At 67.4% G+C, this 25962-nt stretch carries 22 protein-coding genes and 2 pseudogenes; 13 read left to right on the forward strand and 11 right to left on the reverse strand.

Annotated elements, in window-relative coordinates; genetic code table 11:
• The first annotated feature begins 31 nt into the window (after positions 1-31).
• Positions 32-1249: a DUF3560 domain-containing protein gene (locus tag AB0H21_RS36705; RefSeq protein ID WP_358526064.1), complete on the forward strand. Its 1218-nt coding sequence runs from the start codon at positions 32-34 to the stop codon at positions 1247-1249.
• A 355-nt stretch (positions 1250-1604) separates the two neighbouring features.
• On the forward strand, positions 1605-2399 hold the full coding sequence (locus AB0H21_RS36710; protein WP_358526066.1) for a DUF2637 domain-containing protein: 795 nt from the start codon (positions 1605-1607) through the stop codon (positions 2397-2399).
• Between the two features lie 36 nt (positions 2400-2435).
• Here the strand turns inward: AB0H21_RS36710 and AB0H21_RS36715 are convergent.
• Both AB0H21_RS36715 and AB0H21_RS36720 read right to left on the reverse strand, forming a co-directional pair.
• A pseudogene (locus tag AB0H21_RS36715) lies at positions 2436-2615 on the reverse strand (transposase); the annotation flags it as partial.
• A 66-nt stretch (positions 2616-2681) separates the two neighbouring features.
• Positions 2682-3044, reverse strand: a complete 363-nt coding sequence (locus AB0H21_RS36720; protein WP_358526068.1) for a hypothetical protein — start codon at positions 3042-3044, stop codon at positions 2682-2684.
• Between the two features lie 116 nt (positions 3045-3160).
• On the opposite strand from AB0H21_RS36720, the gene AB0H21_RS36725 reads away from it, so the two are divergent.
• The gene (locus AB0H21_RS36725; RefSeq protein ID WP_358526069.1) at positions 3161-3718 is read left to right on the forward strand and encodes an NUDIX domain-containing protein; all 558 of its coding nucleotides are present in this window, start codon (positions 3161-3163) and stop codon (positions 3716-3718) included.
• Here AB0H21_RS36725 and AB0H21_RS36730 read toward each other — a convergent pair.
• From AB0H21_RS36730 to AB0H21_RS36765, 8 genes are all read right to left on the reverse strand, one after another.
• Positions 3705-3860: a hypothetical protein gene (locus AB0H21_RS36730; protein WP_358526071.1), complete on the reverse strand. Its 156-nt coding sequence runs from the start codon at positions 3858-3860 to the stop codon at positions 3705-3707. The two genes, AB0H21_RS36725 and AB0H21_RS36730, sit on opposite strands and share 14 nt — an antisense overlap.
• 67 nt (positions 3861-3927) lie before the next feature.
• Positions 3928-6819: a Helicase associated domain protein gene (locus AB0H21_RS36735; protein WP_358526073.1), complete on the reverse strand. Its 2892-nt coding sequence runs from the start codon at positions 6817-6819 to the stop codon at positions 3928-3930.
• Positions 6820-7286: 467 nt separating this feature from the next.
• The gene (locus tag AB0H21_RS36740) at positions 7287-8066 is read right to left on the reverse strand and encodes an endonuclease/exonuclease/phosphatase family protein (protein WP_358526075.1); all 780 of its coding nucleotides are present in this window, start codon (positions 8064-8066) and stop codon (positions 7287-7289) included.
• On the reverse strand, positions 8060-8533 hold the full coding sequence (locus tag AB0H21_RS36745) for an HAD family hydrolase (protein WP_358526077.1): 474 nt from the start codon (positions 8531-8533) through the stop codon (positions 8060-8062). Before AB0H21_RS36745 ends, AB0H21_RS36740 begins: the two co-directional genes overlap by 7 nt.
• Before the next feature lie 200 nt (positions 8534-8733).
• On the reverse strand, positions 8734-9558 hold the full coding sequence (locus tag AB0H21_RS36750) for an endonuclease/exonuclease/phosphatase family protein (RefSeq protein ID WP_358526078.1): 825 nt from the start codon (positions 9556-9558) through the stop codon (positions 8734-8736).
• Between the two features lie 236 nt (positions 9559-9794).
• On the reverse strand, positions 9795-10595 hold the full coding sequence (locus AB0H21_RS36755; protein WP_358526080.1) for a hypothetical protein: 801 nt from the start codon (positions 10593-10595) through the stop codon (positions 9795-9797).
• Between the two features lie 105 nt (positions 10596-10700).
• The gene (locus AB0H21_RS36760; protein ID WP_358526082.1) at positions 10701-11135 is read right to left on the reverse strand and encodes a hypothetical protein; all 435 of its coding nucleotides are present in this window, start codon (positions 11133-11135) and stop codon (positions 10701-10703) included.
• The gene (locus AB0H21_RS36765) at positions 11132-11998 is read right to left on the reverse strand and encodes an SAM-dependent methyltransferase (RefSeq protein WP_358526084.1); all 867 of its coding nucleotides are present in this window, start codon (positions 11996-11998) and stop codon (positions 11132-11134) included. The genes AB0H21_RS36760 and AB0H21_RS36765 overlap by 4 nt, the downstream gene beginning before the upstream one ends.
• Before the next feature lie 235 nt (positions 11999-12233).
• Between AB0H21_RS36765 and AB0H21_RS36770 the strand changes: the two genes are divergently transcribed.
• The 4 genes and pseudogenes from AB0H21_RS36770 (at position 12234) to AB0H21_RS36785 (ending at position 15212) form a co-directional block, all read left to right on the forward strand.
• A complete protein-coding gene (locus AB0H21_RS36770; RefSeq protein ID WP_358526085.1) occupies positions 12234-13559 on the forward strand; it encodes a helix-turn-helix transcriptional regulator in 1326 nt (441 codons plus the stop codon).
• Positions 13559-14089, forward strand: coding sequence for a GNAT family N-acetyltransferase (locus AB0H21_RS36775; RefSeq protein ID WP_358526087.1), 531 nt, complete (start codon positions 13559-13561; stop codon positions 14087-14089). The genes AB0H21_RS36770 and AB0H21_RS36775 overlap by 1 nt, the downstream gene beginning before the upstream one ends.
• 235 nt (positions 14090-14324) lie before the next feature.
• Positions 14325-14546: pseudogene (locus tag AB0H21_RS36780) on the forward strand (helix-turn-helix transcriptional regulator); the annotation flags it as partial.
• Positions 14547-15212, forward strand: a complete 666-nt coding sequence (locus AB0H21_RS36785) for a DUF5753 domain-containing protein (protein ID WP_358526208.1) — start codon at positions 14547-14549, stop codon at positions 15210-15212. It begins immediately after the preceding pseudogene.
• Here the strand turns inward: AB0H21_RS36785 and AB0H21_RS36790 are convergent.
• Complete coding sequence (locus AB0H21_RS36790; protein ID WP_358526088.1) at positions 15197-15985, reverse strand: DUF6879 family protein; 789 nt, start codon at positions 15983-15985, stop codon at positions 15197-15199. The genes AB0H21_RS36785 and AB0H21_RS36790 overlap by 16 nt on opposite strands.
• A 403-nt stretch (positions 15986-16388) precedes the next feature.
• On the opposite strand from AB0H21_RS36790, the gene fxlM reads away from it, so the two are divergent.
• The 6 genes from fxlM to AB0H21_RS36820 all read left to right on the forward strand — a co-directional run bounded on the left by fxlM (position 16389) and on the right by AB0H21_RS36820 (position 25895).
• Positions 16389-17666, forward strand: coding sequence for a methyltransferase, FxLD system (gene fxlM, locus AB0H21_RS36795; protein WP_358526210.1), 1278 nt, complete (start codon positions 16389-16391; stop codon positions 17664-17666).
• A gap of 14 nt (positions 17667-17680) precedes the next feature.
• Positions 17681-17878 carry an FxLD family lanthipeptide gene (locus AB0H21_RS36800; protein ID WP_358526090.1) on the forward strand — a complete coding sequence of 66 codons (198 nt, stop codon included), beginning with the start codon at positions 17681-17683 and terminating at the stop codon, positions 17876-17878.
• A 71-nt stretch (positions 17879-17949) separates the two neighbouring features.
• Positions 17950-21069 (forward strand): lantibiotic dehydratase, encoded by a 3120-nt coding sequence (locus AB0H21_RS36805; protein ID WP_358526091.1) that lies wholly within the window; start codon positions 17950-17952, stop codon positions 21067-21069.
• Between the two features lie 103 nt (positions 21070-21172).
• Entirely contained in the window at positions 21173-22309 is a 1137-nt protein-coding gene (locus tag AB0H21_RS36810; protein ID WP_358526093.1) for a lanthionine synthetase C family protein, read from the forward strand.
• Positions 22291-24483, forward strand: a complete 2193-nt coding sequence (locus AB0H21_RS36815) for a thiopeptide-type bacteriocin biosynthesis protein (protein WP_358526094.1) — start codon at positions 22291-22293, stop codon at positions 24481-24483. Before AB0H21_RS36810 ends, AB0H21_RS36815 begins: the two co-directional genes overlap by 19 nt.
• 263 nt (positions 24484-24746) lie before the next feature.
• Positions 24747-25895, forward strand: coding sequence for a DUF932 domain-containing protein (locus AB0H21_RS36820; RefSeq protein ID WP_358526096.1), 1149 nt, complete (start codon positions 24747-24749; stop codon positions 25893-25895).
• The last annotated feature ends 67 nt before the right edge of the window (positions 25896-25962 follow it).

Raw genomic sequence — 25962 nt, forward strand, 5'->3', positions numbered from 1 at the left:
CGCTCCCATGTACGGAAGGACCCGCAAGTTCATGATCGTTATCAGTCACACGCTACAGACCGGCACCGTCGTCTACGGCACCACCCCCGGCGACGGCTCAGGAGAGATCATCCACAACGCCGGTTTCCGCCCGTCCAGGCACCTGGACGACCACCCCGACCACGGCGAGGCGTACTGGTACGTGGCCTCCACCCGCCGCCGCCCGGCCAAGCAGCACTACATCGACCGGTGCGCCGCCGCGCTGCGTCAGGCCGGATACGAGGTGAAGGTCGAGGTCGACAACGTCACCTTGCCCACCACCGGCTTCGCCGAACTGGAGGCCGAGCGCTACGACCGCGCCGAGGAACGCACCGAGCGGTTCCGCGGCTACGCCGGCAACGCCCTCACCAAGGGCGACGCGATGATCGACCAGGTCAGGCAGGAACGCAGCCGGATCCCGCTCGGACAGCCGCACCTGATCGGCCACCACTCCTACAACCGGACCATCCGGCAGGAGGACAGGCGCAACGCCAGGGAGGACCGAGGCCGCGAACACGTGCAGCGCGGCGAACGGTGGGCGGGGCGAGCCAAGGCCGCAGCGGCATACCAGGCCGGCCGCGAAGACCTCGGCACCACCCAGCGGCGTGTCGAGCGACTGGAGGCCGACGTCCGCCGCCACCAGCGCTACCTGCAGGGTGAGACCCAACGGTGGGAGATCACGGTCACCACCGACTGGACCGGCGACTACGGGCGCTCGCTGGAGGAGCGGCTGGCCGTCCGCCCGGAGGGCTCCCGCGTGCTCTCCCGTAACGAGACCGGCAACACCGCCGAGGTTCTCATCGCCGTCGGCCCGGCCGCCCGCGCGATCACCGAGTCACAGATCACCCTGCTGGCCGAGGAGATCACCTACTGGAAGGCGCACATCGCCAAGCTCCAGGAGCAGCAGGGCCGGAGGGTCTGGTCCAGCGTCGACTTCTCCCGCGGCGACTTCGTCAAGTGCGGGCGGCGCTGGTACGAGATCGTCCGGGTCAACTCCAAGTCCCTCACCGTGGCCAACGGCGTCAACAGCGTCCACCTCGACGTGGTCACCATGGCCAACTCCCGCAACGCACTGGGCGGAGCCGGATGGACCGACCGGCTCCCCTACGACCAGGCCCGCGGTCAGATGACCGCCGCCGAGGCCCGGTTCCACTATCCGGAAGCGTTCTCGACCAGCGCCCCCGGCTCGGACGAGGCCGGGAACGGACAGCAGGCCGGTGACCCGGCGTGATCCCGGACCCGATCCACAGCGGCACCGAGCCGTGGCGGGTGGTGCAGTGGTCGGGCGGGATCGGCTCCTGGGCCGCCGCCCAGCGTGTCGCTGCCCCTGCGGCGGCTTCTGCGTGCAAGCGGGAATCCGCCAGTGGACTCACATGCTCGCCGTCGATCCCACAGGGTTCGCCGCCGTCGAAGCCGCCGAGCAAGACCTTCGCAACGAACTCGGCGACGTCGCGATCCTGCGTGACCGCCGCGCAGGCCGCTCCCGCCCTCTCCCGCTGTCAGAGCTCCGAACCCGAACAGCCGCCTGAACCGCCCCTCCAACATCAGTGCCCTTCCCCGTCCAGCCTCACCATCTGGAGACCTGTTTGACCGACGATCCTCAAGACAAGACCGACACCATCCTGCGCTCAAGACCCGCTCCCGGCATCGGCGAAGCACGTCAGGAGACCACCGGGGACCGGGCGATCCGCTGGGGAGCGGCGTTCTCCGTCCTGGTGGTCACCGGGATCGCCGCCGTGATCAGCTACGGACATGCCTTCCTGCTCGTCACCCGCTACGGCGAGACCGGAGCCACCGCCCAAGCACTCCCCCTCACCGTCGACGGGCTGGTCGCGACCTGCTCCCTGGTGATCCTGCACTACACCCGCAAGAACCGCAGAGCACCCTGGCACGCCTGGGGCCTGCTGGCCATCGGCGTCTGCGCCACCGTCGGAGCCAACGTCGCCAACGGCCTGGGCCACGGCATCGTCGGGGCCATCGTGGCCGGCTGGCCCGCCCTGGTCGCGGTCGGCTCCTTCGAACTCCTCATCCGCCTCCTCCGCGACGGCCGCCCCCCCTCCGGAAAGCAACGCACAGGAGAAGAGGCCACCGACCCGATTCCGGATCGATCCGAGAAGTCCACCTCGGCCAACACCCCCCAACCCCCTCTGCCGCCTTCCCTCGACCCGGATGTCTTCGCGGCGATCGAGATCTACGCCGGCGACCTCGATCGGGGAAAGATCCCCTCCGTCCGCCGGATCAAGAGAGAACTCCGGGTCGGCCACACCAAAGCAACACGGATCCAAGCAGCCCTCGCCCAGCGCCCCCGAGAAGCACTCGGGAGCCTGCTCCCGAGCAGCTCGCCGCCCGATGGGAGTCACCGGGTCAAGCTGACGGCGTAGCCTGGCCCGGACGGTTTCGTTTAACGTGGGGCGATGTCAGGTCGCGGGTCTCCTGTCATGCGGGTGCTGGTACGTCGAACTCGTTGGCCATGACACCACGGGTGAATGCTCTCCATTCGCGTTCACCCAATTGCCCAGAGCGGTGTCGTGAACTCCGAACTCCCTGGCGACCTCGGCAATGGTGCGAGGGCCGTCGAGGACCATGCGCACGGCCTCGTCCTTGAACTCCTAGCTGAACCTGCGCCTGGAACCTTTCGGCACGTTCCCATCTCCTTCGGACTATTACCACCCTATCGGGCGATATGTCCGGAATCTCTGGGGCACCTCACTGTCACCCCCGCTTGAGCATGCGTCCAGGGCGTCGTGGGCGGTGTCCCGGTCGTGCCGGGTCTGGGCAATCAGCTCGCGGACGAACTCGGGGTCGGCGAGGCGGGCGTGCCAAAGGCTGGTGAGGTGCTCGTGGTCGCTTTGGTCGATGTCGACGATGCCGGGGCGGCGGAGCCGCCCGTACGGCCGGGGATCGTCCATCAGCACCCTCGGCCAGGTGATCAGCGAGGTGGTGTAGACGTCCCACTCCAGCGGGGTGGCCTCGGGCCGTGTCCGTTCGTAGTCGCAGGTGAGCAGGCCGTTCCAGACGGGCTCCATGGGTCTCTCCAGATCAAAGCCGCGATACCGGGGCGGTTGCGGAGGTGATGTGGCAGGCTGTCGGCCACCGCCCAGGCGGATGGGCCGCATGGGCAACGACGTGAGCTGAGGGGCCTATGAGCGGCGATGGGGCGGGAATCGACGGGGTAAGTGATCTTCCCGCGCAGCAGGGTCTGGTGGTGGAGCTGACCGCGACGAACTTCGTGTTCCGGCGCTCGCCGCAGGCCGGTGAACTGCTGGCCGGAGTGATCTGGCACCCGCGGTTTGAGGGGTGGCTGCCGCCCTGCGGTCACGTGGAGGCTGGGGAGACGCCGGCCCAGGCCGCCCAGCGGGAGACCCTCGAGGAACTCGGCTGCCAGGTGCGGCTGCTGCCCGCGCCGGGGCTCCCGTTGCCGGAAGGGTTCCCGCACCCCGCAGGCGTCGCCCCCTGGTGGGTGGTCAGCATGCGGGCCAGCCCTGACAGCCATACCCCGGCCAGACACATGCACGAGGATCACGTCTTCGTCTCCGAATGGCTCGCCGACGTCCAGGCCCCCGAAACCGAGGTCGCGTGGCTGTCGGAACAGCAGGTCGGGGAGGTACCGGGGCTGGCCGAGGACAGCCGCCTGCAGGCCAAGGCACTGTTTGGGCATGTGCGTGACATCTTCGCCGGCGAGGCGGCTAAAACAGGTTGATCTGCTCGGCATCGGCGTCCCCGGCCGGTTGCGATTTGACGTAGACACCGGCGGCGATCTGCAGGTCCCAGAGCGTCCGCCAGGCACCCGCCTCGACTCCGGCCGACAGGATCGCCTGCACGATGGCGACGGCGAGCTGCACGTCCGGAAGGGCCCGGTGCCGATCAGCGGGCTTGGGGCTCCGCCCATCGTCGGCCTGTATGAGTGCCTCATCGTCCGAGGAGAACATCGGGCATCGGGACCGGCTTCGCCGTTGCGCCGCCCCTGGAGGTCGTAGAAGCCGACACGATGCTCGAAATGGCATCGCGGGCGACCGTTTTGGGAGGACCGTTCAACCAGTTGGGGTCGAGCTCTGTGAGTGCGGCATTTCGTGCGCTGAGAAGGGAGCCGGTTCGGGCCAGCTCGCGCTGGGAGTTGAGCCAGTTCCGAAAGTCATGCCCATTCGGGGCCGGGGCGCCGCGGCCGAACGGCAAAGATCCATGGTGCTGCGCATAGGCTGCGGCTGCGTGAATGTTCAAATCCCATTTTTGCTGCTGTGTCAGCTTCTGCAGCCATTCCGCATCCAGGGCGTCCAGCTTGGCACGGCGTTCAGGGGGCAGGGTGCCGCGGCGAGCCAGCTGACGCTGTTCTCGTAGCCAGGGGCGGAAGTCCAGACCCTCTGGATGTGGAAGACCCCTTCTTCCCTGCGCGGGCAGGCGCCCATGCTCCTCGGCATACGCGGCCGCTGCAGCGTGGTAGTTTTCCCAGCTTTGTCCTCTGCTTCGCCGTGAGGCCCAGTCGCGATCCAGCGCCTCCAAGGCTTGACGTTGCTCAGCCGGCAATCTGTTCGCGCGTCCCCGGCGATGGCGCAGCCAATCCCCCAGAGGGAAGTCGTCGTCGGTGACCCAGCTCGCGACGACGTCCAGGTCGCCGTGCTCGGCCGCGTAGGCTCGCGCAGCTGACAGGCCACGCTCCCAGTCGTCCTCGAGAACCGACCAGATCATTCCTATGTCGTTCAGACGATTCTGGCGCTCCCTGCTCAACGACCTCCTTTCTCGACGCTGTTTTTTGAGCCATCCGGCAAGGTCGCGCCCATTGTCGGTGATGAAAGTGTCGCCGACACGCAGATCGCCATGCTTCTCAAAATATAGGCGAGCATCCTGATAGTAGGCCATCCAGAGGGCGTTGCTGCTGTGCCAGGTCGGGTCGATGGCATCCAACGACTTCTTCAGCTCCGCCGGCAGCTTTCCCTCGCCATATTGTTTGCGCTGTCTGAGAAGCCAGCGCTCTAAACACAATCCATCGTGAACGAAAGCCCTCGGAACATCGTGCAGAATTCCTCCGCTGGCGGCGGCGAACGCCCGGGCGGCGGCAAGCCCTTTTCCCCAGGACCACTGCCGCGCGAGGTCCTTCTTGGTCCACAGCATTCCGATATCGTCAAGAAGACGTACCCGTTCCTCCGGGAGCTTGTCGCGGATTTTGCGCTGGTTACGAACCCATTGCCCGAGACGCAGACCTGATGGAGCCTCGTAGCTGACCGGCAGATCCAGATCGTGGTTGATCTCGAAGTACTGCTTCGCGGCGCCATAGAACTCATACCAGCTCGATGCCGCCGACCTCACGGCGTGCAGTGCGATCGCGTTGGCGAACCCGTCGGGCACCGGGATCCCGGAGAAGGACAGCCATTTGGGGATCCCGCCATCGCAGCCGGGTGCCGGAATGTCATCGGCCGCCGGGCCATCATCCTGTGAGCTGAGTATGTGGGTGTTGCCCAGGCGAAGCCGCCCGGCGTCCAGGTCGGCCGCCAAGCGATCATCCAGGGCGCGCATGGCGCGGAGTACCTGCCATACCTCGGCGAAGGCCGATCCCGCTATGGCCGATTCCGCGTCCTCACCCGGTTCCAGGAGCACCGGGACGATGATCCGAGCGATCTTGCCAGGGCGATCCAGGCGGAGCGCACGGCCGGCGATCTGAACAATGTCGATGACCGAGGTACGGGGATCCACCAAGACCACCGAATCCACAGCCGGGGCATCGACGCCCTCGGTGAGCACCCGGGAGTTGCACACGATCCGCAACTCGTCAGGGTGGTGAACATCTCTGCGCAGCCGTTCAAGGATCGTCCTGCGGTCCTGTGGCTGTTGATCTCCGTGGACGAAGTAGGCGCTGACCGACCGCGGCCGTTGACCGGCAGCCATGATCTCCCATGCCTGCCGGACGGTCTGTGCCCATGCTCGCGCATCGGCCACGCGGTTGTGGAACGTGATCGCGCGGCGGACGCCGTACTCGGCAGCGGCACGCAACACCGTGATCTGCGTGGCCAGGATCTGAGCGCTGACGGCGGTCCGGGCGAGTTGCAGACGCACATCCGGATCGTCGGTGAGTGATTTGATGTGCTCGTCGGTCACCGCCGCGGCCACGATCTCGTAGTCCGCGATCAGGTCACGCGCGAAAGCCGTGGAGAACGGCAACCGGTGGGCCAGCGGACCGAAGACCTTCTCATCATCCATCGAGAACGCCGGGACATCGCCCTTACCCTCGAAGATCTTGCGAGTCGCCGTCATGTAGAGGCGGCGATCGGCGGGGATGGCGACATCATCGTGGATCCGCGTCCAGGCTCCACCGACGCGGCCCGCGGTGCGGTGAGCTTCGTCGGCGATCACCAGGTCCCACGGCGGCATGGCATGGTCGGCGTGCGCGGCGGCGACCACGGGCATGCTGTGGTAGGTGGTCAGGACCGTCACACGGCCCTTCACCGCAGTCCATGCGGCCAAATCAGCCGCCGTCGTGGTGACCCGAGCAAGTAGGGTCATCCCACCCACGCCACGTGGCATGTGACGTATCTCGTCGCTGGAACAGACGCCCACGACCTCGCCCAGATCAACCGCACCATGGTCCCGGAACTCTCCTAACATCTGGACGATCAGTTCCAGCGTCGGCACCGCGACCAGTACGCGTCCATGAGCCGCCAGACGCCCGGCGCTTTGAGCGGCGACGACCGACTTGCCCGTTCCGCACGCCATTTCCAGGGTGGCACGCCCGCCGCAGGCCAGAGCCTTTTCCACGGCCGCGACCGCCTCAACCTGATGTGCCCATCTGTCATGGATCTCCGAGCTTGTCACAGGTGACACCGCCCTCGAAGCATTGAAATGACCTTCATAAAAATCGCTCCGAAAAAATATGGACCGAATACATGGCATACCAGATGCCGTGCTTGAATACGCGATTTAATACGGCGGCCCTGGCAAGGCGAAGGAACTCCTCGCAGCCATCGCGATCCGGCTGGGTTCACTCGATGGCGGTGGGTGAGCAGCGCAGCCGGATCCGCCCCGCTCAACCCGAACAGCGCGGGGCGGGCGAATATGTGACAACAGGGGACGTGGGGATCCGGCCATGTCGTCGCACGCTCTGTCAGCGCCCGTTCACCGGTGCGATGCTCAGCGCTGAGCCAGTACGCCCATGGGTCAGGTAGGGCACGGGCGGGCGAGGACCAGAAGCTGACCTCCGTCGCGGCGAAGGCGTCCAAGACGTCGGGGGCGGCGGTGTCCCAGCGGTGTGGAGCAGGTGATCACCTGCAGACAGCCCGCGTTTATCCCAGATCGAGGCGAGCGGTTATCAGATGGTGATCGGAATCGTCTTGTTCGACCATTTGGTAGTCGGTGATGGCCGGTTCCAGTGGCTTTGAGACGTATATTCGGTCGCAGCGGATGGGAGTCGAATCCTGCCCGAACCCCGCGGTGGGGGCGCGCAAGTCCGGAACATTTCGCTGGTCGGACAGGAAACCGGCGACGTCGACGAATCCGGCCTGTTGCAGCGAGCGAGCGGCGGCCCGGTCGTCGGGGCCGTGCCTCACCTGCTTGTATCCCGGCAGTGCTCGCCAGTCCACGGCGGGGTCACCCAGGCCAGGGTCATTGAAGTCACCGCCCAGCACCGCCCAGCCTTTCGCCAAATCAGTGCTGGCACGCGCCTCCTCCTCCCGGATGGCTGGGTTGAACGGCGCGAAGTGCGCCGAGGCCAGTATCAGCGGGTGGCCGATGGCTGCCATGCGGCATTCAACTCGCGCTTGGGCATGCCAGAACGGCGGGTGCCGTTCATGACGTTCCCGCAGCACCTCCAGGCCGCGGCCAGGGCGGATGAGCACCACCAGGTGGCAGTCATGTCGGGCGGCCCGGGCCACATACCCGCGCATGTCCAGCGCTCGCTCGGCCAGGTGCAGGCCGTGGGCGCCATTGAGCAGCCAGTGCTTGGCCTCCTGGATCAGGATGACGTCGGCCTCCAGGCCGGCCAGGAGGCCGAGCTGGCGGGTCAGTCGGCCGGCGTCACCGGCATCGATTCCGCCGTTGCGCAGGTTCCACGAGGCGATCAGCATCCGGTCTCCAAATGGTCCAGCAGTCCGGGCAGTTCATGCAAAGTTGAGATCAGCAGCGCTCTGGCGGGAAGTCGCTCGCAAGGCGCCAGCGGTTCAGATCGGATCAGTACGGCGCGCATCCCGCATTCGAGGGGCTTGGCGACGTCCTTGATGATGTTGTTTCCCACGAAAAGGATCTGGCCCGGGCTGTCCACGGTGGCAGCCTCTTCCACGGCCTTGTAAAACTGCGGCTGAGGTTTGGCGAACCCTAATTGATGCGACTGGATGAGTTCGGCGAAGAATCGGTCGGCGCCGGCCTGCACGAGGGCCGCACGACGATCCTGGTGCGGCAGGGTGTTACTGGCCAGCACCAGCCGATAGCCACGGGAGCGAAGCAAGCTCAGGACGACGATCGCATCCGGGTCTACCGCTTTAGAGTGCCTGGGGGCCAGCGTGCCGCCGAAATCGAAGGCGATGCATCTGATCACGTGCCATCCTCCTTGTGACATCGCGGCTCGCCGGGTTCCAGCCACGGGCTCCTACCGTGGCGAGCACACGCCGAAAGTCGGACCATCCCGCTCACCCCTGAGCGGGGGGCGGCACATCACGGCCGACGGGCCGTGCGTTCTTGATGGCCAGGCCCACGATGAGCACGCCGCCGACGCAGGGTGGGCCTGGATGTTCGTGTTCAGGTGAAAGGCCGTATCTGTGATGTGTCGATGCGGTCGGTGTCGAGCACGGTCACGATGCCGGAATGGTCGCTGGCACCCTCGGGATCCACCTGGTAGTAGTCGACGATCGCGTCCTTCAGGGCCGGGGTGAGGTGAAACTGGTCAACCCGGACGAGGCCCGTGCCCGTGGCCGCCCGCAAGGACGCATCGCCCCGTAGATCGGCCAGGTGAGCGGCGACGTCGATCATCTCGGCGGCGGCCAGCTTGTCCCCGACGATCGTGTTGGCCCGCCACGGCTCCTCCGCAGAGGCACGCGGAAGACAGCGGTTCATCCGGTTGTAGGGCTGGACCAGCTCCCAGTCAGGTTCGGGGTCACCGACCGGGCAGCAGTTCAGATCCCCGCCCAGCACGCCCAACCCGTCATACCGGTAGGCCCGCGCGGCAAGCAGCTGCGCCTCCGCGGCAGCCGCCTCCACCGAGTAGGCCGTCAGGTGCGTGCTGATCACCACCAGCGGCACCGGCAGACCGGGGAAGGCGAAACGGGCCGCGCCATAGCCCTGCATCAGCGTGTAGGGGTTGCTCTCGAAGGCCACCACCGGCAACTCGGGCACGTGCGCGACGACGGTATGCGCCCGGGTACGCGAGTAGCCGACCCATACCCGCATGCCCAGATCCCGCTCGGCGGCGATCACCTGCCGCATGTCGTTCTCCAGCCATCCCTGGCATTCCTGGAGCAGCAGGATCGACGGGCTCTGGCCACGGATGATCTCGGCCAGGCGCGACCACCGGCCGTCCAGGTGCGCACCATGCCGGATGTTCTGGCTCATGATCTTCAACAGCACGAAATGATGCCTTCCTAATCGCGTTCCGTAACCGAACCGCCAGCCGCCTGGCAAAAGGGAATCGGTGGCCCCGGCGAAGGTCAGGGCTGCCGGGGCCACCGCGACCCGGCCGGGCTCAAGTCCAAGACGGTGGACGAGCCGCGCGACCGGATCCGCCCCGCTTGACCCGAACAGCGGGACGTATGGACGCGCGACGACGTGGGATGTGGGGACTCGCCACGTCGTCACGCGGTCTGTCAGCGCAGGGACTGCCTGTGCAATGTCCAGCGCTGCGCCGCGGCGGCGACCTGCTTGGCGAACTGGCCGGGTTCGTCATGAACGACGTCACCCCAGAAGTTGGCCTGCGCCATGGCGAAGGCATCCAAGGCTTCGGGCGAGGCGGTGCCCCAGGCAGGCACACGAGAGGCGGCGCGCTCAGCAGCCGCCGGATCGTGGCCGGCCTGCATCAGCCAGATGACCCAGCATGCGGGGTCGATCCACGCACCTCCCTTGGTAGGCGAGGTCCAGCCCACCAAGTGCGCCTCAGCGTGCGAGACCAACACGTTCTTCGGGTGCCAAGCGGTGTGCAGCAGACGGTCACCTTTGAACAGTTCCGGCGTCTCGCTGTAGCGGGCCCATCGTTCCTCGGCCGGCCTCGCCTTGACGTCGAGACAAGGAAGCCGTCCCACGGCCCACATGATGTCGACGACGACAGCCAGGTCCGCCGACGCCGGTGAATAGTCGGCGTGACGGCCCTCCACGTACTGGAAAACCAGAAGATCCCAGCCGTCGAGAGTTACGCGCCATTCCAGTCGAGGGGATACCGGAACAACGAACGGGTTGATGTCGAACTCCCGGCTCAGGGTCCAGGCCCGCGGGTGACCCACCGGAAGCCCCCTCACGTAGTAGCCCCCGTAGACGGTTTCCGCGTAGGCCGAAACCACGCTGCCGGCCCCACCCGCGACCGGCCGGGTCTCGACGATTCCCCCGATCCGTCTCTCGACGGCAGCTATCACCGTAAGCGGCAGCTCGCCGAACTGGACGTTCGTTGTAGCCATAACGACAGACTCTCCAGATATATCAAGCCCCAGGCGTATCTGCGGGCGTTTGCAAGCCTTCACGGCCGATGCCGTTCATCCACGGCACCTTCTGCGGCTTGGCCGTCACACCGGCGCGATGAGCGCCCGCCGATGTCCCCCGAAGATCGCGTAATCACTCACCCGCGGGATCTCCAGCGGCTCGGGGACGTGGTTCAACACCTCCATGACCCGAGCCGAGTCCGGATGGCCGTCCCGCAACTCGACGTACCGCGCCGCAACGCGGCGGGCCGCGGTCACCGGGTCGCCCACCGGACCGGAGGCGTACTCGCAGTTGCCGCGCCCATCGAACCGGCCCGACCACCAGGAGTAGGTGCCGTTACGCACCCAGACCAGCAGGCCCGCCCAGACCGACAGCAACGCGACCCGGTCTGTGGTGTTGATGTCGGCGTGGATGCTCAGCTCAGCGAGCTCCCGATGAAGACGCTCAGCCGCCCGCGAAGCCCTCTGCTGCGGGATGCAGGCTCGCGGCCCGGCGCCACCGGACATCGACGCGCTCATGCCGGCTTGACCCCCAGGCCACACAGCGCCGGCAGCTTCTTGTCCTTGAGCTGCAATTCCGATTCAGGCCATTCGGGCCGCCACAGGACCAGGGGCACCAGGCCCGGGTCCACCAGCTCCAACCCGTCGAAGAACGCGAGGATTTCCGGCTCGGTGCGCAGCGCGACCTGGGAGCTGGCCTTGTCGTAGGCTTCGACGCCCTGCACCAGGTCGTCACGAGGCGTCGCGTGGGAGACCACGAGGCAGGACCCCGGGGGCAGCTGCTCCATCAGAGCTCTGACGATTTCTCGTGGCCGCTCCTCGTCCTGGATGAAGTGCAGCACGAAAATCAGCAGGACCGCGATGGGCTCGTCGAAGCTGAGGTGCGCTCGCAGATCAGGGTTCGACCGGATGGCCTGCGGATCTCGGATGTCTCCCTCGACCATGATCGTGCGCTCGTCGGTGGCCAGGAGCGCCCGGCCGTGGACCAGCACGACCTCCTCCAGATCGACGTACGCGACCCGCGCCGCTGGGTTCACGCGTTGAGCGACCTGATGAACGTTCTCCTGCGTCGGAAAGCCGGACCCGAGGTCCAGAAACTGGCGGATGCCCATGTCCCCGGCCAGGAACTCGACGGCGCGGCGCAGGAAATCCCGATTCGTCAGAGCAAGCTGACGCGCCTCCGGGAACTTGGCGATCACTGCGTCGGCCCCCTCGCGGTCGGCGGCGTAATTGTCCTTGCCGCCCAGGTAGTAGTCATACATCCGCGCCACATGCGGCGTCATGATGTCGATCTTGGGACGACAGTCGTCGGTCCCCTGGCTCCGCGCCCTCGCCCGATCGGGGGAACGCCTCACCAATGGCGGCGTCTGCTCGTCGTTCACGGCGCACCAGCCGATGTAATGTGCCCCATGGGTCGTACCTCCCGTTGCGACCAAGGCGCCCGTCAGGTGTATGCCCTCACCTCGACGGGCCCCGCTTTTTGAGTGACGTTGCACTATCGCTGCCCTGCGGCGTGTATGGCCCTGTGCAATGCTGACGGGGTAGCAAGTCGTTTCCAAGGCATCTATTTGTCCAATCCGAACTGGCCAAATGGGGGCCCAGGACAAGGGAGCTGCCATGTCACGCGCGCCAAAGCCCGTGGACCCGTCTCTCTCGCCTTGGCACACACTGGGCGCCGCGATACGGCATTGGCGCTTATTGCGGAACATGTCCCTTGAAGACCTCGCGCCGATCGCTCTGACCGACTTCTCCAATTTGGCGAAAATCGAGCGAGCCGAGCGTCAACCATCCGCTGACGTGGTGGAACGCCTGGACGAGGCCCTCGAGGCGGGAGGGTTTCTCTTAGCCCTGTACGCCGCCGCGGTCGATAAGCCGTCCTCCACAGCAATCCCTGCGGGTCGACCCCAGTGGGATGCTGAGGCCATGGACCAGCTCCGCCGTCGCCTTCTCAGCGGGATCGCCGCCGCAGGAGCTGTATCCGCGCTTTCGGTCTCGGACGGACTCGAACATCTGCGGGTGCTGCTGGACCAGAGCGTGGGACGGCCCGGGGTAGCGACCTGGGAGGAGACAGCCTGGGAGTACAGCTACATGGTGTTCTCACCGGAAATGGGCGACTTCATCCGCGACCTGTCTGTCGACCTGCTCGCACTTCAGAACTCCATGACCACCATGCGCACCTCTGAGACATCTCGGTGGCTGCGGGTCAACACGTCGATGATGATGCTGATGGCCTACGCGCTCGGTTGCGCGGGACAGTCCCGGGAGTCGCGCCACTGGTGGAAGTCGGCACAGCGGGCAGCGCAACAAACAGGCGACCGGGAGCTTCTCGCGCTCGTGTACGCCCGCGAAGCCGTCCAGGCTCTACATGAGGGCCGGCCAGTGCAGCTGGTGCTGTCTCGCACCACCGCCGCGCTGGACCTTACCCGGGGCCGTCCCTCCGTCGCCTCCTGCGAGGCTTATGGTGCTCGGGCCCACGCCCAGTCTCTGATCGGCAACGCAGCCGACGCCTGCGCCGACATCGATCAGCAGGCCCGGGACTTCGGTCATCTCCCGTCAGAGATCACCTCGGACCGGGCGTCGGTCAACGGGTGGCCGGAGTCCCGGGTCCTGTACACCCGGTCGTTGATCTACACGATCACGGGTCATCCGAACGTCGACACCGCCCAGCAGGAAACGATCAACGCCAACCCGGCTCAGTGGAGTCGCCAACGCGCTCAGGTCGAGCTGCAACGCGCCTTCACAGAAGTACAGCGCGGCCATATCGACTCCGGGCTCGCACATGCCAACGCGGTGCTAACCAGGTTGACCTCAGGCCACATCAACCGGTTCGTGCTCCACAACGCCGCCGCGGTCGCCATGGCGGTCCCTGCGATGGAGCAGGCCCGGCCTTCTGTGGTCGAATACCGGAGGTTACTCGCGTTACCGAGATCCGAGGGGACTTGATGAGCGTCGTTTTCCGGCACTACGACGGTGACCAGGCGGCGGAAGTGTTAAGCGAGGAGTACGTCGATGCCTACCTGGACATCCACGCGGAGCCGCCCTACAATTCCGGGCCGCTCTACCAGAGGGACAGGTACCTGGACCGTACCCGCGCACAGATGAACGGCGCAGGATTCCACCTGGTGTCCGCTCGGGACGGCGACACCCTGGCGGGGTTCGCTTTCGGGTTCCGTGTCCCCGCCGGCCGATGGTGGGGCGGAGGCCCCGGCCCCTCCCCCGAACTGGTCGACACCGACAACTTCGCCGTCGTCGAGCTCAATCTGGTCCGCCAGTACCGCGGCAAGGGGTGCGGCAGAAGACTCCTCGACGAGCTGTTGAGCGACCGCCCCGAGCCGTGGGCGATTCTGCTGTCCCTCCCGGACGCTCCAGCTCACGCCATGTACGAGCACCTGGGGTGGCAGGTGGTCGACACGATGCAACCCTTCCCTGATGCAGAGGTAGCCGACGTGATGGCGTTGAAACTCAGCGCCTGACCGATCCGAAGCCCACGGCTCTGGGTCCATTTGTCGAATTGCATTGGCCAAATCGATTCCCTTGGAATTACCGATGACGGTTGAACTCTCATAGGGAGGCGGTCATGCAGACGGCCACCACGTGGCGCGCTTAGCGCGGTACAGCTTCGCCTCTCCACGCCGTGCGTGCGTGTGTTCGGCGGCACCGGAATCTCTGGGGCGCCTCAGTCGCTGGGCTGGGCATAATTGTCACATCATGCCTCCGTCGCCATCATTTTCCGCTCAGGCAGCACGAGAGCTCTTGGGCAGCAAGCTGCGAGGTTTGCGGGAAGACCGGAAGATCTCGGGTCGGACGTTTGCGTCTTTGGCCGGTTGGAAGTCCGTATCGCAGGTTTCAATGATTGAGAACGGGCGGAGGACGATCTCAGCCCGGCATGTCCGGTTGTGGTGTTCCATCTGTGGCGCGTCTGAGCGCCGGATGGCGGAGCTGCTGCAGGAGCAGACGGCCGTCGCCAGGATGTGGATTCCGTATGAGCAGCTGAACAGGGGCGGCCTGGCGGCGGCGCAGAAGTCGATCCGGCAGCAGTACGAGGAGCTGACCCTGGCACGGTCGTATCAGCCGAAGGTCCTGCCCGGCATGGTGCAGACCGAGGCCTACACGCGTGCGGCGTTGACCGGGGTGATCGTCGAGCAGGCGGTGGAGACGGTTGATCCGGACGGCGAGGTCGCGCGTGCGGTGGCGGAGCGGATGGACCGCCAGAGGCTGCTTGGCCGGCGGGACGCCCGTTGGTTCTTCCTCCTGGAGGAGCCCGTCTTGTGGTATCGGCCGTATACGCGGAATGTGCACCGTGAGCAGTTGCGGCATCTGCTCCAGGTCCGGCGACGACCGAACGTGTTCTTGGGGATCATTCCGGTCGATGCCGACCGGCGGGCGGTCCATCCGGAGGAGGCGTTCGACATCACTGACGGTCATCTGGTGGCTGTGGAACTGGTGTCGGGGTATCTGTCGGTGACCCAGCCCGCCGAGGTTGAGCTGTATGTCGCGACGTGGGATCGGCTGTGGTCGCTTGCGGAGACCGGGGAGGCTGCGACGAGGAGGATCCGGGCCGCGCTCGCCCGGCTGGACGGTCAGGACGGCGTGTAGTCGGCGTGCGGGATGGCGCGTTCCCAGAGCATCTCGAATATTCCAACGATGGGCAGGATCTTGCGCGGGTCGGCCACGTATTCCATCCATCCGGTGTCGGTGCCGTCGCCGGCGGTGAAGTTGTAGGCGATGAGCCGTTGGTCGTACATGAAGAAGTCGGCAACGGGGTGTGGCAGGTCGTAGGCCCTGTGGCGGGGCAGCCATCGCAGTTCCTCGCCCGCTTTGAGGTTGCCATAGCTGATGGCGTGTTCCCAGCGGATGTAGTCGCTGACCGGCTCGGACACAATTCTCAGGCGGCGGAATCGGACGCCGCGGGCCACAGCCTCGCCGATCAGCTCGATCCAGGTCTCCCAGGGGTAGCTGGTGTCGCCGTCCTGCTGCCATTTGACGAAGGCCGGGTCGGTGGGGTCGTAGGTGTCGCGGGCCTCCAGGTGGACGACGGAGCGTTCGGTCGCGGCCAGCAGTTGTTCGAAGGATGGTTCGCCCGGCCCGGTCTGGCCTGGTTCGTAGGCGCCGGTTAGAGCATCGAGGAGGCTCCGTTTCAGGTTCGCCGGGGTCCAGATCGCGACTTCGTCGTCGGCGATCGAGGTGTGCCGGGCGAACTGGGCGAGGGTGGCGGGGTCGGTGATGCGTCGGCCGATCTGCAGGATGTCGCCGGTGCCGGGAACCACGAGGACGGCTGGGCATTTGTTGGCGGGCGATTCGTCGTCGATCCCGACGAAGTCGACGTCCCCGTCGGCTGCGCTGGTGGGGATGTTGGGTGTTTCAGGCATGGGGACTCCCAACCGAGACCGTTGTCGAGCGTGACCATCCGACCTTGACGGCCGCCCCCGGCCAGCGTCAAGGTCGCGGGCCGGCCGGTGTGAATGTCTGTGAACTTCCTGGCGTTCGGCGGTGCTGTGCGCGTATGCCTTCTGCGTAGCCCGGCAACAGGCGGGGAAGGGAGAACCGGTGGGCACCGGACGGTCGTCGCCCGGCGGGTCGCTCAGGTCGTCGAACGGGTTGCCCGCGATCACCACTGGGTCGTGGAAGGCTTCTGCTCAACCGATCCGGCCGGGGGAGGAAGCGCGCACACATGTCCGAGCTGTGCCGCCGGCTGGCTCGCCTGCGGTGCGACGCGCCGTGCGCCACGACCCACGATCACGACCCACCCACGAGGACAGCCCTGTGACTGACATGACGCCGACCGAAGAGACCGCCGACCCCGACCGCGTCGCGCAGTTGCGCGGTCAGGCCGTCGAGGAGCTCATCAAGGACGGCACGATCGTCTCACCGGCGGTCGAGGCCGCCATGCGCACCGTACCGAGGCATTTGTTCATCCCGGAAGTGGGCCCCGAGGAGGCGTATGACCCTTACCAGTCCGTCGTCACCAAAAGGGACACCGACGGCAATGCCCTCAGCTCGGTGTCGGACATGCATGTCCAGGCTTTCATGCTGGGACAGGCGCAGATCACGCCCGGCATGAACCTGCTGGAGCTCGGCAGCGGCGGCTACAACGCGGCGTTGATGGCCGAGCTGACCGGCCCGTCCGGCCGGGTGACCACGGTCGACATCGACGAGTGGGTGACGGACCGGGCGAGCCGGATGTTGGATGCGGCTGGATATTCGCGGGTGAACGTCGTACTCGCCGACGCCGAGGTAGGGGTGCCCGACCACGCGCCGTACGACCGGATCCTGGTCACGTTCGGGGCCTGGGACACCCCACCGGCTTGGGTGGAGCAGCTGGCCGAGGACGGCCGCTTGATGGTGGCGCTGAGGATGCGCGGGCTGACCCGCACGGTGGCGTTCGAGAAGGCCGGCGATCATCTGGTCAGCGTGTCGTCGAAGCTGTTCGGGTTCGTGGCAGTGCAGGGCGCGGGAGCCCACCAGGCCAAACTGCTGGTGCTGCGGGACGGTGAGGTCACTCTGCGGTTCGACGACGAATTCGACACCGATCCGAGCCTGCTGGAGGGTGCGTTCGACACACCCCGGGTGCAGGTGTGGAGCGGCGCTGTCATCGGGGCGTACGAGCCGCTGGACACAGTGCAGATGTGGCTCGCCACGACGCTGCCCGGGTTCTGCTGGGTTCTGGTCGACCCCGAGCGCGACACCGGCGTGGTATCGCCGCCACGTAACCGCACGGCCGCTCTGGCAGTCGTCGACGGCGCCAGCTTCGCCTACATCACCACGCGCACGGCGGAGAACGTGGCGGCGTCGGCGGAGTTCGGCGTGCACGCTTACGGGCCGGCCGCCGCCCACCTTGCCGAGATGGTGGCTGAGCAGCTGCGGGTCTGGAGCCGGGAGCACCGTGGCGGCCCCGGCCCGCAGTACCGCATCTACCCTGCCGAGATTCCCGACGATGTTCTGCCCGCTGGGCGGGTCATCGACAAGGTCCGCAGCAGGGTCGTGATCTCCTGGCCGCAGCCGGCGTCCACCGCCTCCGGCCAGGGCTTCCTGCGCCCCCCAACCCGATAAGGAGAGTGGTCACCATGTTCGACCTGCCTTCAGGCGGCACGGCACTGGCCGAGCCGCTCATCGGCGCTGATGAGGAGTTCGAGCTGGACGTACGTGTGGTCGTGGCCTTCGCCGCGCCCAGCCGAGCAGACTGCCCGACCGATGATGGCTGCGGCAACACCTGCGCGGGTAGCGCCAGCTCGTGCAACTCAGCGCCCGACGACCTGTCCTGACGAAATCCGGGCTGCCGGTAGGCCGCACGGCGTACCGGCAGCCCCTGCGGCCATGGCAGGAGGGCCGAGGGGTGGCCACTCGACGATCATCCTTTCAGTGGGGCGGCAGCGGCGCGTTGCTGCGCGCCAGCACGGATCCGGGAGGACTGGATCTGCCCGAAGACCTGGACTTGTTCGCGGCGGATGCCAGCGCGCGGGGCCTCGCGTGGCTGGCGCAGGTCGTGGGCCACGCTGAGGTCCGGGCGGCGCTGGCCCTGGCGAGCCCCGCGCTGATCGCGGCGATCGACGCGCTCCTCGCCTGCGAGGAGCCCGATGTCCGGCAGGTTCGCCGGGCGGTGGTGGCTATGGCGTCCTACCTGCTGCGCTGGCAGTGCCGGGCGACCCCGTTCGGCCTGTTCGCCGGGGTCTGCCTGGCCCGGATCGGCGCCAGGACCCAGGTGCGCTGGGGGAAGACGCATCGTACGGTCGTCCGCCCGGACGCCGCCTGGCTCGGTGACGTCCTGGCCCGGTTACAGCAGTGCCCTGAGCTGCTCGAGCGGCTGACCGTGGTCGCCAACAACACCGGGGGCGTGCGCGGCGACCGGTTCGTGGTGCCCGGTCCGGCACCAGACCAAGACCCCCACGCGCTGGCGCCGATCGAGGTATCGGTGCGCTACAGCAGTCCGGTGAACGCCGCTGTGGACGCCGCTCGCGAGCCGGTGGCGTTCGGGGAGCTGGCGACACTGCTGGCCGGGATATTCCCGCACGCCACCATGCAGCAGATCCGGAGGATGCTCACCGAGCTGGTGAGCCAGAACATATTAATCAGCAGCTTGTGGGCGCCGATGACGTGCCCCGACCCGCTCGACTATGTGTGCACGACGCTCCAGACCGCCCGCGCCGAAGACCTCCGCGACGTCGGTAACCTGGTACGCGCCCTGTACGCGGTGCACAAGGACCTGTCCACCGCCGCAGCTGAACTCCCAGGGCCTGACGTGGCCGCGCGATTGAGCACGTTGATCCAAGCCCCCACCGACAGCGTGCACGTACTCTGGGCCGTTGACACGATCGTGGACGGGGACATCCAGATACCAGAGCACGTCGCGCGCGAAGCCGGCGACGCCGCCGCCGCGCTGTGCCGATTATCGCCCTACCCGTTCGGGTCCGCGCCCTGGCGCGACTACCACGCCCGCTTCCGCGCCCGCTACGGCACTGGCACGCTGGTGCCGGTCCTAGAGCTGGTCGCCGACAGCGGCCTGGGCCTGCCTGCGGAATATCTGGGCTCGGGATGGGGGCGTGCCGCCCGGCCTGCCACCGAACGGGACGAGAAGCTCCTGGCGCTGATCCAGCGGGCCACCATCGACGGCAGCGGCGAGATCGTCTTGACCGATCGGATCATCGAGGACCTGACGGGAGGCAACACCGCGAAGATGATCCTGCCTCCGCGCGTCGAGATCGCCGTGGAGATCCACGCCTCATCCACCCAGCAGCTCGACCGCGGCCACTTCACACTGATCGTGACCGGCACACCACGTCCGGGCAGCAGCATGGCCGGCCGCCACGCCCACCTGCTGCCACCGGACGACCGCGACCTGATCGCCGCAACGTTCACCGCGCATGAGCCGGACACCATCGCCGCCCAGCTGTCGTTCCCGCCACGCAAACGCCGCAACGAGAACATCACCCGCACCGCACAGTTGCTGCCGCACCTCATCTCGTTGTGCGAGCATCACGCCAGCGACGACCACCTGATCTCGCTGAGGGATCTCGCGGTGACCGCAGCCCCCGACCGGTTCTCCCTCGTGCGAATCTCCACCGGACAGCGCGTTGAGCCGCGCGCCCCACACGCGTTGGAGGCGAGCGTTCACACTCCGGCGCTGGCCCGGTTCCTGTCGGAGATCGCCACCTCCCGATGCGCGATGTACCGGTCGTTTCACTTCGGGTCCGCCGCCCACCTGCCCTACCTTCCCCGCGTCCGCTACCGGGAGCGGACGGTCCTGTCCCCGGCACGGTGGCTGCTGTCGGCAGACGACCTTCCGGGAGGGGACGCGTCAATGACCGCATGGGAGAACGGGCTTGAGGCATGGCGGGAACGCTGGCGGGTGCCCGTCCACGTCGCCGTAGTCGACCACGACCGGCGTCAGCCGATGGATCTCAGCCATGGCCTGCACCGGTTGCTACTACGTACCCGCCTTCAACGCGCCGGCCGCCTGGAACTCCGCGAAGCCCCCCACGCCGACGACCTCGCCTGGCTCGGCCGTGCCCACGAGGTCCTCATCCCTCTGCGCCTCACTGGCCGGACCGCCGGCCCGCCCTCTGCGGCGTCGCGACACGCCACTCGGCCAGGCGCCGTCCCTACCGTCCTGGTCGCCGCTGATGCCGGGCACCTTCCCGGTAGGGCGCCGATCCTGTACGCGCAGTTGCATGGGCACCCGGCGCGCTGGGAGGAGATCTTGACCGGGCACCTGCCGGTCATGCTCGACGGCCTCGGGGAGGCGGCGGCGCTTTGGTGGTTCCGCCGTCACCGCGTCCTGAGCCGCCCCGAGGCCGACCCCTACCTCGCCCTCTACCTGTCCCTGCCTGACCTCCTCGCCTACGGCACGGCCACCGAACACCTCACCGTGTGGGCAGAGGGGCTTTTCCGGGCTCGCCTGCTGGCGCACTTGTCGCTGGCGACCTATCACCCGCAGCCGGGACGCTACGGCCACGGCACTGCACTGGATCGTGCCCACGAGGTGTTCGCCGCCGATTCGGCCGCCGCCCTCGCCCAGATCGGCCTAGCCACCGATTCCGGGACGCACCCACAGGCCATCGCTGCGGCGAGCATGGTCGACCTGGCCACGGCCTTCGCCACCCATGCCGCCGAAGGACTGTACCGGCTACTGTGCGAGCTGCCGCGGGAACACGTACGGCTGGACCCCGCGCTCCGCGACCAAGCCCTGGGCCTGGCAGACCCCACGGGTTCCTTCCAAGCACTCGCCGCCCTGCCCGGCGGGGCGGAAGTGATCGCCGCGTGGAAGACCCGCGCCACCGCGCTCGCCGCCTACCGGCAGGAACTGGCCGGCCAGCGCGACCCGCTGACGGTACTGCGTCCGCTGCTTCACCTGCACAACATCCGCGCCGTCGGGGTCGACCCCGACCGCGAGCGCGTCAGCAACCAGCTCGCCCGCTCCTGCGCTCTACGCCACACCGTCGCCCGAACGGGGCAATGAGGTGTCTGCCCCGCCGATTTCCGCGGCCTCCCTGACCGAGACGGCCGAACAGTACGCCGCCCACCTTGCCTCCCCCGAACCACCGCCCGACAGCCGGCCTTGGATGGCCCAATCCCTCACCCAAGGCATCGCCGGGACCGCGCTGCTGCACATCGAACGGGCGCACCTGAGATACGGCACCTGGCAGCAGGCACACCACTGGATCACCCATGCCGCCGCCGGCCAGATCAGCGCCAGTGACACCACCGGCCTGTACCTCGGAGCGCCCGCTATCGCATTCATCCTGGACGCCGCTGCCGCAGGCACCAGCCGGTACCGGGCGGGCCTAGCCGACCTCGACCGGTACGTGGATACGCTCGCCCACCACCGCGCCGACGCGGTCCATGCCCGCGTCCAGCGCGGCGACCTCACGCATTTTCGCGAGTACGACGTCTTCTTCGGCCTGAGCGGGATCGGCGCGCTGCTGCTGCGCCGCGACCCCGGCGGAAACGCGCTTGAGCGCGTCCTTGAGGCTCTGGTAACGCTGACCCGGCCCTTGCCCGTCGACGGACATATGCTGCCCGGCTGGTGGGTCGGCCACGACCCGCACCGCCGATTCTCCGACGCCTACCCCGGCGGCCACGCCAACCTCGGGATCGCACACGGCATCACCGGCCCTCTCGCCCTGCTGAGCCAGGCGATGCGCCTCGGCATCACCGTCACCGGCCAGGCTGAGGCCATCACCACCATCTGCACCTGGCTGGAATCCTGGCGGCAAGACAGCAAGAGCGGCCCGTGGTGGCCGCAATGGATCTCCCGAGCCGACCTGCGCACCGGCCGCCCCACCCAGCGCGCCCCAGGGCGTCCCAGCTGGTGCTACGGCACCCCTGGGATCGCCCGCGCAGGCCAACTGGCCGCCATCGCCACCGCCGACCATCGGCTGCAGGCCCGCTACGAAAACGACCTCACCCGCTGCCTAAGCGACCCGGCCCAGCGCGCCCTAATCACCGACGCCGGCCTGTGCCACGGCACGGCCGGCCTCTATCAGACCACCTGGCGAGCCGCCCGCGACGCCACCTCCCCGGCACTCGCCGCCTGGTTGCCGCACCTGGCCGCCGCCCTCGCCCAGCACGCCCAGTGCGATACCACCACCGGCCCAGGATTCTTGGAAGGCGGCGCCGGAACCGCCCTGGCCCTGCACACCGCCGCACACGACACCGCGCCGACGTCGGAATGGGACGCATGCCTACTGATCCACTGATCCCCCGCATCCCCAACACAGACCCCGCCCGCGAAGCCGCGGTACTGGCCACCGAACGCGCGATCCTTCACGCCCTGGCTGGGGCCCCGCCAGATGCCGACCTCGCGGACGGAATCACACCACCAGCCCTCGCCGACGCCATCGAGATCTACCGGCAGGCCGGACGTGCGGCCCTCGCCGAGCAGGCCGCCTCACCCTGGTGGCAGATCCACCTCGAATTCACCGACTGGAACTCCGCCGAGCAAGCCGCCGCCGACCATCTCGCGCCGCTCCTGCACCGCGTCCAGACCGACAGCCTGACCAGCGCATGGTGGTTCATCCGCAAACACCCCTGCTGGAGACTGCGGTTGCGGCCAGGAGCTGACGGCCAGGCGATGAGACCGTGCCTCGGTGCCGCGCTGGATGCCCTCGCCGCCGCAGGCCGGATCCGCCGCTGGTGGCCTGGCATCTACGAGACCGAAACCGCAGCGTTCGGAGGCCCCGCCGCCATGCAGGCCGCCCACGATCTCTTTGATGCCGACAGTCACGCCATCATAGCCCTGCTACAAGGTGACCACAGTGGCCTCGGCCGCCGCGAGCTATCCCTGCTTCTCTGCGGCATCCTGCTGCAATCCGCCGACCTCGAATGGTACGAGCAAGCCGACGTCTGGGACCGCGTCTCCCAGGACCGGCCGCTCCGAGCCGACGTCCCAGCCCGCAAGATCACCGGCCTGAGCGACAGCCTCATCACGCTGATGCATGCAGACACAACACCTGAAGGACCGCTGTTCGGCTCCGGCGGGCCTGTCGCCTCCGCCGCTGGATGGGCCGATGCCTTCCGCCAGACCGGCCGCACCCTCGCATCCCAATCCCGCACCGGAACCCTTCGGCGAGGACTCCGCGAGATTCTCAGCTACCACATCATCTTCCACTGGAACCGGCTTGGCATCTCCACTCGGCAGCAGAGCATCCTGGCCGTGTCCGCGCGTGCCGCCATCCTCGGCCCGCCCGCGCCAGCCCGCAGGATGACCGTCCGGCCGGGCACCGCTACGGCATCGCCATCGACCGAGACCCTGGCCAGTCTCGACCAGGCGATGATGCGGCTCCCGCTGGTGCCTCAGGCCCGGCTACGCTGCCTCGACCTGGAAACCCGGGTCCGCCACGTCCGTGACCACGCCACCTCCTGCCACCTTCCCACCGAAGTCGAGGAACGGATCGACCGTGCCTGCTCGGCCTTGAACCTGGCCGCACTGATCGCAGCGGACAGTGCCATGCCGTCCTACGCGGCACAGCTATGCGAACAGCAATTCCAAATCTTCCACGCCGCCTGGCCACTCGAAGGACGCACCGCCATCGCTTCGCTCCAGCCACTGATCAACCTCGCCCGTCTCGACGGCAGGGCCGGTGACCCCGACACCATGTTCCAGACACTCGACCAGATCAACCGCGCAGTCAACCACGGCGGCAGCGCTGAGGTCCACGGCACATCGATCTGCTTCGACGGCTTCACCATCACAGCCGCCGACGGCGCCAAGGTCAAGACGTGGCTCCGCAATGTCCTACGTCAGGATGGAACCCGTGCACTGGTCGCCGCCGGGCACTGGGCAAAAGCCGCAACGCACGCCGCCCACTACGACCAGCCCGATCAGCACATGCGCGAAGGCCGCCAAACTCGCATCATCACCCACAGCATCAACGGGAACACCGATTCCGCCCTCTCGCTCATTGACACCAGCAAGACCACCGAACCGTGGGAACAATCCGTCGCCGCGTGCCTACGCATCCACGCTCGTGCGAGAGTTGCACACCCAATCCACGCCGACCTCATGACCGTGCTGGCCACGGCCGGACGCCTACCAAAATCAGACCAGAACATTACAATGTTCCGCATCCGGCTCGGCCTCACCGCCGTCGACCTCGCCCTCGCCCTGAACCACGAATTGGCGAATCTCCCGCGCGCGCTCATCGAAGAAGCCGCGCAATCCGGCGACGCTTATGCCTGCCAGGAGGTGTTGAGCCATGCGCCGTGTCGAACCTTCACGACACCGGCTCAGGCGGAGGCTCTCCTCGCAATCGTCGAACGGGCCGCACTCGGCCAAGGCTCCATCGCACCGCATCTCATCGAGGAACTCACGGCATCCGCCCAGACCGCCGCGACTGTCCTTATGCAAGCCCTTAGCGAAGGCCGAGGCTGACGAAGCACTCTACCGCTTTCCGCTTGGGGGCGTCGGGCTGTGCCCTCCCGGGCGGTTTTGGTGTTGCGTCGTCCTGGCGGAGGGCAACCCGGCTCTCGCTGCGCTCGTTCCGGCCGGGACAGAGATCTTTTCCTCCTTCGTCGGAAAACATCTTGTCCACGCCGGACCGCCGGGTTGCCCTCCGCGGGCGGCCGACGCATGGAGCTCTTCCGCCGGGAGGGCGGGCCCTCCGTCCTCCCCCGGACCGGAAGGGACCAGCGTCCATGACCACGCCTGCACCAGCCGAGGTGCTCACGACCCGGCACGCCGATCTGAAGGACCTGGTGACGCTGCTGCGCGACCAGCAAGGCCGCAAGGTCGACGTCGTCGCCCCGCCCACCGCGCTGCGCGCTGAACGCGGTCGCCTGATCATCTCCGGCACCGAGCCCATCCTGACCCCGACCGGTGTCACCAGCACCGACGGCGTCTACCGGCCGACCGCCACGTGCGAGAAGGGCATCGCCGAGAAGCTCAAGATCAACCTGCCTTACCTGCGGAAATGCCGTGACGAGGCGATCGACCTGTGGGACGTGAACGTCAACGGCTGGCTGGACCGCGTACCGCGCGACCACAAGTTCCTGATCCGCGGGTTCCGAGGATCAGGCGGCGGACCCGGCATCGCGCGGGCGCTGCTGTCGGACTCCTACAAGCGGGTCGACCATCTGGACGTGCTCACCGCCGCGCTGGACGGTGTGGAGCAGGCCGGGGTGCCGATCACGATCCAGGGCTGCGACCTGACCGAGCAGCGGATGTACGTGCGGGTCTACTCTCCGGCCGTCCAGGTCCTGGCGCCCAAGCTGCTGGAGGGCTACCGAAGTCCGTTCACCGGCGCGGAGGGCGCGGCCAACCCGGTGGTCTGGGCCGGGTTCGTGATCACCAACTCCGAGACCGGGTGCGGAGCCGCCGCGATCACCCCGCGGATCGTGTTCCAGGTCTGCGACAACGGCCACACCATCACCGCCGACTCCCACCGGGCCGTGCACCTGGGCGGCAAGCTCGACGAAGGGGTCATCGACTGGAGCGGACAGACCCACCAGAAGAACCTGGAGCTCATCACCGCCAAGACCACCGACGCCGTCCGCCGCTTCATGACCCCCGCCTACGTGCAGAAGATCGTGACCACGATGGAGGCCAAGGCCGGAGTCCCGATCGTCCGCCCGGCCGAGACCATCCACCTCGTCTCCCAGCAACTCCGCTTCTCCGACCAGCAGCAGGACGCGATCCTGGGCCACTTCATCAAGGGCGGCGACCTCACCGCCGGCGGCGTGATGCACGCGGTCACCTCGGTCGCCCAAACCCTCACCGACGCCGACACCGCACACGAGATGGAATCGCGCGCACTGCAGGCCCTCCAGCACGCCGCTCGCGGCTGACGCCTCCCCTTCTCCGCACCATCTAGCCCTGCTTGGCATTCCGCCACGCGGGGCCCTCGCATTTCCC

Origin of the sequence: Sphaerisporangium sp. NPDC051011, from assembly GCF_040653595.1 — a bacterium.
In the GTDB taxonomy this organism is placed as follows: Bacteria; Actinomycetota; Actinomycetes; order Streptosporangiales; family Streptosporangiaceae; genus Sphaerisporangium.

Coding starts and splice junctions, on each gene's coding strand:
- AB0H21_RS36705 (WP_358526064.1), top strand. CDS start 32: ATGATCGTTATCAGTCACACGCTACAGACCGGCACCGTCGTCTACGGC.
- AB0H21_RS36720 (WP_358526068.1), bottom strand. CDS start 3,044: ATGGAGCCCGTCTGGAACGGCCTGCTCACCTGCGACTACGAACGGACA.
- AB0H21_RS36725 (WP_358526069.1), top strand. CDS start 3,161: ATGAGCGGCGATGGGGCGGGAATCGACGGGGTAAGTGATCTTCCCGCG.
- AB0H21_RS36740 (WP_358526075.1), bottom strand. CDS start 8,066: ATGCTGATCGCCTCGTGGAACCTGCGCAACGGCGGAATCGATGCCGGT.
- AB0H21_RS36755 (WP_358526080.1), bottom strand. CDS start 10,595: ATGGCTACAACGAACGTCCAGTTCGGCGAGCTGCCGCTTACGGTGATA.
- AB0H21_RS36760 (WP_358526082.1), bottom strand. CDS start 11,135: ATGAGCGCGTCGATGTCCGGTGGCGCCGGGCCGCGAGCCTGCATCCCG.
- AB0H21_RS36770 (WP_358526085.1), top strand. CDS start 12,234: ATGTCACGCGCGCCAAAGCCCGTGGACCCGTCTCTCTCGCCTTGGCAC.
- AB0H21_RS36775 (WP_358526087.1), top strand. CDS start 13,559: ATGAGCGTCGTTTTCCGGCACTACGACGGTGACCAGGCGGCGGAAGTG.
- AB0H21_RS36785 (WP_358526208.1), top strand. CDS start 14,547: ATGGCGGAGCTGCTGCAGGAGCAGACGGCCGTCGCCAGGATGTGGATT.
- AB0H21_RS36790 (WP_358526088.1), bottom strand. CDS start 15,985: ATGCCTGAAACACCCAACATCCCCACCAGCGCAGCCGACGGGGACGTC.
- fxlM (WP_358526210.1), top strand. CDS start 16,389: ATGACGCCGACCGAAGAGACCGCCGACCCCGACCGCGTCGCGCAGTTG.
- AB0H21_RS36800 (WP_358526090.1), top strand. CDS start 17,681: ATGTTCGACCTGCCTTCAGGCGGCACGGCACTGGCCGAGCCGCTCATC.
- AB0H21_RS36810 (WP_358526093.1), top strand. CDS start 21,173: ATGGCCCAATCCCTCACCCAAGGCATCGCCGGGACCGCGCTGCTGCAC.
- AB0H21_RS36815 (WP_358526094.1), top strand. CDS start 22,291: ATGCCTACTGATCCACTGATCCCCCGCATCCCCAACACAGACCCCGCC.
- AB0H21_RS36820 (WP_358526096.1), top strand. CDS start 24,747: ATGACCACGCCTGCACCAGCCGAGGTGCTCACGACCCGGCACGCCGAT.